Genomic DNA, 6092 nt, shown 5'->3' on the forward strand with positions numbered 1-6092 from the left:
CCCACCGACATGGCAGCAACCCGCCGCCCCATAACTCTTGCCGCGGCCGTCGCCACGGCCGCCCTCCTGGGCGCGGCCTTCGCCCTGCCCGCCCTCGCCGCCGACGGCTCCTCCGAGGCCGCGCCCGCCGCCGCCCCGAAGCTGGAACTGGTCGACGGCACGCTGGACTGGGGTATTCACGCGGACTTCCGCAAGTACGTGGTCGGGCCCATCGCCCACGGCAAGATCACGGTCACGGACGGCGCCCAGCAGGCCGCCGGCAACGGTGCGTTCACCTTCACCGGCGGCACGGGCACCTACGACACCGGGACGCACGAATCCAGGACCGCGTTCAAGGGCGGCGTCCGGTTCGAGGGCCACGAGGGCGTCCTCGATGTCAAGCTGAGCGACATCAAGGTCGGCACAGGCCGCCAGACCGGCACCATCACCGCTGACTTCAGCAGCAAGAAGATGGACGGCTCCGTCGTCTCCAAGGACGACGCCCCCATCGCCGCGCTCGACATGACGGCCGCCGAGCGGGGCGGCGGCGCGGGCGGCGCGATGGTCTTCTCGGACATTCCCGCCAAGCTGACCGCCGACGGCGTGGACGCCTTCGGAGGCTTCTACCAGGAGGGCTCCGCGCTCGACGCGGCGACCCTGTCGGTCAAGGTCGCCGCGCCCGGCCCGGACCCGAGCGACGACCCGTCGAAGGACCCGTCGAAGGACCCGTCGAAGGACCCGAGCAAGGACCCGTCCAAGGACCCGTCGAAGGACCCGTCGAAGGACCCGAGCAAGGAGCCCACCGGCGAGCCGAGCGCCGTCCCGACGCCGACCGCCTCCAAGCCCGCCGCGCCCGTCACCGGCCCGGTCGTCGACGGCACCCTGAACTGGGGCGTCAAGGAGAAGTTCCGCTCCTACGTCGTCGGTCCGATCGCGCGCGGCAAGGTCGAGACGAGCGGAGGCGCGACCGCCGTCCCCGACGGCTACCGCTTCAGCAGGGCCACCGGTCACCTCGACGCCGGCAAGAACACGCTGAAGGCCGCGTTCCAGGGCCAGGTGCGCTTCCTCGGCCACGAGAAGAGCGGCGCGTACGAGCTCGACCTCTCCCTCACCAACCTGAAGGTCGACGTCAAGGGCACCGCCGGCAAGCTCGTCGCCGACGTCTCCACCAAGGCGCTCCCGACCGAAGCGAACCCGAATCCCAAGGTCAACAAGGTGACCGGAGTGGACTTCGCCGACCTGAAGGTGCCTGCGGGCGCGCTCGCCGCCAAGAACGGCATCGTGAACCTCAAGACCGTCCCGGCGACCCTCACCGCAGGCGGCGCCAAGGCGTTCGGCGGCTTCTACGACCAGGGCGAGCAGCTCGACGCCCTGACCGTCGCGGTCTCCCTCGACAAGGACGCCCAGCTTCCGGGCGGCTCCACCGGCGGGTCCGGCTCCACCGGGGGCTCGGGCTCCACCGGCGGCTCCACGACCGGCGGTTCCACCACCGGCGGCGGTGGAACGGTCGGTGGCGGCTCCACCGGCGGCACGGTCGGCGGCTCCGGCGCCCTGGCCGCCACCGGCTCCGATGTCCCGACCGGCGCCCTGATCGCCGCCTCGGGCGTGGTCGTCGCGGCCGGCGCGGGCGTCGTGATCGCGGCGCGCCGTCGTCGTGGCGCCACCGCCTGATCCACCCCGCACCCTGCGAACGGCCCGGGGCCGTACCGGCGGCAGCAGTTGCTCGCCGGTACGGCCCCGCTGCCCTGCCCCGCCGGTTCCCGCCGCTCCGCCCGGCAGTGCTTGAATGCCCCCGTGAGCGACTACGACGTACCCCGGGGCATCGACGTCCTGCGGGTGTTCTGCGGACCCGACGGCCGGTACGGCAACGCCCTCGGCGTCGTGCGCGACGGACGGGACCACCCCGACGAGGCCTCCCGGCAACTCCTCGCCCGGCGGCTGGGCTTCAGCGAGACCGTGTTCGTCGACGACCCGGAGCGCGGCCGGGTGGACATCCACACCCCGGGGCTCCGGCTGCCGTTCGCCGGGCACCCGCTGGTGGGCACCGCGTGGCTGCTGGACCTGGAGGTACTGGAGCTGGCGGTCGGGGACGTGTTCGCACGCCAGGACGGGGAGTTCACCTGGATCACCGCCCGCCCGGAGTGGGTCCCGCCGCGCACGCTCCAGCAGTACGGGAGCGCCGCCGAGATCGAGGCGCTGCCGGGCCCGCCGCCCGGCGAGGGGTGGCTCTACGCCTGGGCCTGGGAGGACGAGGCGGCCGGCCGGGTGCGCGCACGGGCCTTCCCGAGGCGTGGGGAGGCGATCGTCGAGGACGAGGCGACGGGCGCGGCGGCCCTGCTGCTCAGCGCGCGGCTCGGCCGGTCCCTGAACATCACCCAAGGACGCGGCTCCCAGATCCTCACCGCACCCGCGCCGGACGGCACGGTGGAGGTAGGGGGCCGCGTCCTGATGGCCGTCCGGGGCTGAGCCCGGGACGGGCCGTCCCGCCGCCGGGCCGTCCTTGCCCCGGTCACGCGTGCGGCTCCACCGGAAGCCGGTGGAGCCGCCGGCTCACGGGCGCGATCGCCCGCGCCGGGTCACGCGCTGAGCGGGAAGACCTCGCCCAGTTCGCGGAAGACCGCGGTGTTCAGGGCGAAGGCCCGCTTGCACTCCTCGATGATGCGCTGCTTCTCCAGGTCGTCCGCGTTCACCGCGTCCAGCAGCTCGCGGTAACCCCGCTTGAACGCGGCCGGGTTGGTGATCTCCTCGAAGACGTAGAAGCGCACGCCGTCGCCCTTGCGCTCGAAGCCCCAGGTCTTCTCCGCCTTGTCGCGGATGATCTGACCGCCCGAGAGATCGCCGAGGTAGCGGGTGTAGTGGTGGGCGATGTAACCGGCGGGCCAGGTGCGCGCGCACTCCGCGACCCGTGCCGCGTACGCGGCGGTGGCGGGCAGCGGCTCGACACCCTCGCGCCAGCCGGCCCCGCGCAGGTGCGCGAGGTCGCGCTCCAGCTCGGTGGAGCGCATCAGCTCCGGCTGGATGAAGGGGCCGGCCACCGGGTCCTCGCGCAGGGCCTCCGCGCCCTCCTCCAGGGCCCGGTACACGAACCACAGCTGCTCGGTGTAGCGGGCGTAGGCGTCCACTCCCAGCCGCCCGCCGAGCAGGTCACTCATGAAGGTCGAGGTCTCGGCCTCGGTGTGCTGCTCGTGCGACGCGGTGCGGATGAGCGTCGAGAAGGGAGTGACGGTGGCGGTTGCGTCCAAGGCGGGCCTCCGGGGACCGAGGGGGACGGGAAGTCCAGAAAGAGACGGATATATCGGCAGCGGCCGCCGCGACGGTGCGGCGGCGCGTGCCGACACGCCCGATCCTCCTACTTAGGTTTACCTAAGTCAACTGGTTCCCGACTGCCTGTCGGTAAAAGGCTACGCGGAAGACGAGGGGAGGGTGCTGTTATGCGAAGGATGGGGTGATTACGGGAGGGTGAGGATCTCCGCTCCGGTCTCCGTGACCACCAGCGTGTGCTCGAACTGGGCCGTCCGCTTCCGGTCCTTCGTCACCACGGTCCAGCCGTCCTCCCACAGGTCGTACTCGTGGGTGCCCAGCGTCAGCATCGGCTCGATGGTGAACGTCATGCCCGGCTGCATCACCGTGGTGGCGTGCGGGCTGTCGTAGTGCGGGATGATCAGGCCGGAGTGGAACGAGGAGTTGATCCCGTGCCCGGTGAAGTCGCGGACGACCCCGTAGCCGAACCGCTTCGCGTACGACTCGATGACCCGGCCGATCACATTGATCTGGCGCCCGGGCCTGACCGCCTTGATGGCGCGGTTCAGCGACTCCCGGGTGCGCTCGACCAGCAGCCGCGACGCCTCGTCGACGTCGCCGCAGAGGTAGGTGGCGTTGTTGTCGCCGTGCACGCCGTTGATGTACGCGGTGACGTCCAGGTTCACGATGTCGCCGTCGCGCAGCACGGTGGAGTCGGGGATGCCGTGGCAGATGACCTCGTTGAGCGAGGTGCACAGCGATTTGGGGAAGCCGCGGTAGCCGAGCGTCGAGGGGTACGCGCCGTGATCGACCATGAAGTCGTGGGCGACCCGGTCGAGCTCGTCCGTGGTGACCCCCGGGGCGATGTGCTTGGCGGCCTCCTCCATCGCCTGCGCGGCGATACGGCCCGCGACGCGCATCCGCTCCACGGTGTCGGAGTCCTGGATCTCCGGGCCGGTGTACGGCGTCGGGGCCGGTTTCCCCACGTACTCGGGACGCCGGATGTTTCCGGGGACGGAACGGACGGGAGTGATCTCCCCTGGTACGAGAAGCGACTGGCCAGACATGCCAGCGAGTCTAACCAGCGGCCTCGGGGCACCATGGCGATAAGGAAAGGAGCCGTCGATGGCCCTGTTCAAGAAGCGCACGGTAGGCAAACCGGGCGAATGGTACTACTGCCTGGAGCACAAGAAGGTCGAGGAAGGCCCGGAGTGCCCGGCGCAGAACCGGTTCGGCCCCTACACCTCCCGCGAGGCGGCCCAACACGCGATGGACACGGCACGCGACCGGAACCTGGAGTGGGACACGGACCCCAAGTGGCACGACGAGAACACGGACCGATCAAGCCCACCCGGGGACAACCCGGGCCCGTCACATTGAGCCCGTCCGGCGATTGAGGAGCGGGGGCGCGGGCCGGCCACCGGCCGGGCGCACGGCTCACGCCTCCTCCCGAGCCCCCCGCCTCCGCACCGCGTCCTCATCCGTCTCCGAGTCGTACCGCACCAACTTCGGCAGCGCGGCCGTCAACAGCACCACCGACGCCACGCACGCCACCCCGCCCGTCCAGATCGCCGACCGGGTCCCCGTCCAGCCGGCCATCGCCCCGGCCCGCACCTGGCCCAGCTGCGGGCCGACGCTGTACGAGAGCACCTCGATGCCCGCCAGCCGGCCCCGCAGCTCCTCCGGGATCGTCTGGTTCCAGATCGTCGCCCGCCCCAGCCCGCTCAGCATGTCGCCCGCCCCCGCGACGGCCAGGCAGAGCAGCACCACCCACACGCTGGAGAACCAGCCCGCCGCGGCGATGGCCAGCCCCCACGCCGTCGCACCGAACACCACGAACAGCCCGTGCCTGCGCACCCGGCTCGTCCAGCCGCTGGTCAGCCCCAGCGCCAGCGAGCCGACCGAGCCCGCCGCGTACATCAGCCCCAGCGACCACTCCGCGTCCAGATCGTCAGCGAGGAACGGGAAGATCGTGTTCGGGAAGGCGAAGAACATCGCCGCCATGTCGATCGCGTACGTCCCCAGCAGCACCGGCCGGCTCCAGGCGTACCGCGCCCCCTCGACGATCCCGCGCAGCGACGGCTTCTGCGCGTCCCGCGCCGGCGGTGCGGGGGAGAGCCGCAGACAGAGCACGACGGAGGCGGCGAACGTGCACACGGTCACCCCGTACGCGGTGCCGTGACCGGCGTACGCCACCACCAGGCCGGCCAGCGCCGGGCCCGCGATGGCCCCGATCTGCCAGCGCAGCGAGTTCAGCGCGGCCGCCGCCGTCTGCTGCTCGTGCGGAACGATCCGGGCCATCAGGGAGTCCAGCGCGGGCCGCTGGAGCCCGGCGAGCGCGGACACCCCGCCGGCCACCACGTACAGCGGCCACAGCAACGGCTCCGGGAGCAGCGCGTTCACCAGCAGGATCGCGGCGAGCACCCCGAGCCCCGCCTCGGTGAGCAGGATGACCCGGCGGCGGTCCACCGAGTCCGCGAGCGCCCCTCCGTACAGCCCGAAGACCACCAGCGGCACCAGCTCCACCGCGCCCATCGCCCCGACCGCGAGCGGGGATCCCGTGAGGTCCTTGATCTGGAGCGGCAGCGCGATGAGGGCCATGAAGCTGCCGAAGTACGTGATCAGGCCCTGGACCCACAGCAGCCGGAAGTCCGCCGAGGAGCGCCACGGTGAGAGGTCCGGCAGCAGGGCGCGGATCCGGGCCGACGACGGTGAGGAGGGGGAGGGCGAGGGAGGCGCTGAGGTCACGAAGGGCCATGATCCGCACTGCCGGGCGTTTCGGGCAAGCCGATATTCCGTGACGCCCGCCGGGCCGGGCGAAGGGGTCCGCCGACCCCTCCCTCACCCGAACGGAGGACCGAGGGGGGAGCGGG

At 72.0% G+C, this 6092-nt stretch carries 6 protein-coding genes; 3 read left to right on the forward strand and 3 right to left on the reverse strand.

Annotated features, from left to right (window positions below):
• Positions 1–9 precede the first annotated feature (9 nt).
• A complete protein-coding gene (locus HET64_RS35295) occupies positions 10–1650 on the forward strand; it encodes an HtaA domain-containing protein (RefSeq protein ID WP_215111330.1) in 1641 nt (546 codons plus the stop codon).
• 123 nt (positions 1651–1773) lie between these two features.
• Positions 1774–2445, forward strand: coding sequence for a PhzF family phenazine biosynthesis protein (locus tag HET64_RS35300; RefSeq protein ID WP_215111325.1), 672 nt, complete (start codon positions 1774–1776; stop codon positions 2443–2445).
• A 110-nt stretch (positions 2446–2555) separates the two neighbouring features.
• On the opposite strand, the gene HET64_RS35305 is transcribed toward HET64_RS35300, so the two are convergent.
• Both HET64_RS35305 and map read right to left on the reverse strand, forming a co-directional pair.
• Entirely contained in the window at positions 2556–3221 is a 666-nt protein-coding gene (locus HET64_RS35305; protein WP_215111326.1) for a heme oxygenase (biliverdin-producing), read from the reverse strand.
• Between the two features lie 207 nt (positions 3222–3428).
• Entirely contained in the window at positions 3429–4286 is an 858-nt protein-coding gene (gene map, locus HET64_RS35310; protein ID WP_215111327.1) for a type I methionyl aminopeptidase, read from the reverse strand.
• A gap of 58 nt (positions 4287–4344) precedes the next feature.
• On the opposite strand from map, the gene HET64_RS35315 reads away from it, so the two are divergent.
• Positions 4345–4599, forward strand: coding sequence for a hypothetical protein (locus tag HET64_RS35315; protein ID WP_215111328.1), 255 nt, complete (start codon positions 4345–4347; stop codon positions 4597–4599).
• A 57-nt stretch (positions 4600–4656) separates the two neighbouring features.
• On the opposite strand, the gene HET64_RS35320 is transcribed toward HET64_RS35315, so the two are convergent.
• Positions 4657–5967 (reverse strand): MFS transporter, encoded by a 1311-nt coding sequence (locus tag HET64_RS35320; RefSeq protein ID WP_215111329.1) that lies wholly within the window; start codon positions 5965–5967, stop codon positions 4657–4659.
• Positions 5968–6092: the final 125 nt, after the last annotated feature.

This window comes from Streptomyces sp. McG3, assembly GCF_018619185.1.
In the GTDB taxonomy this organism is placed as follows: Bacteria; Actinomycetota; Actinomycetes; order Streptomycetales; family Streptomycetaceae; genus Streptomyces.

Coding starts and splice junctions, on each gene's coding strand:
- HET64_RS35295 (WP_215111330.1), top strand. CDS start 10: ATGGCAGCAACCCGCCGCCCCATAACTCTTGCCGCGGCCGTCGCCACG.
- map (WP_215111327.1), bottom strand. CDS start 4,286: ATGTCTGGCCAGTCGCTTCTCGTACCAGGGGAGATCACTCCCGTCCGT.
- HET64_RS35315 (WP_215111328.1), top strand. CDS start 4,345: ATGGCCCTGTTCAAGAAGCGCACGGTAGGCAAACCGGGCGAATGGTAC.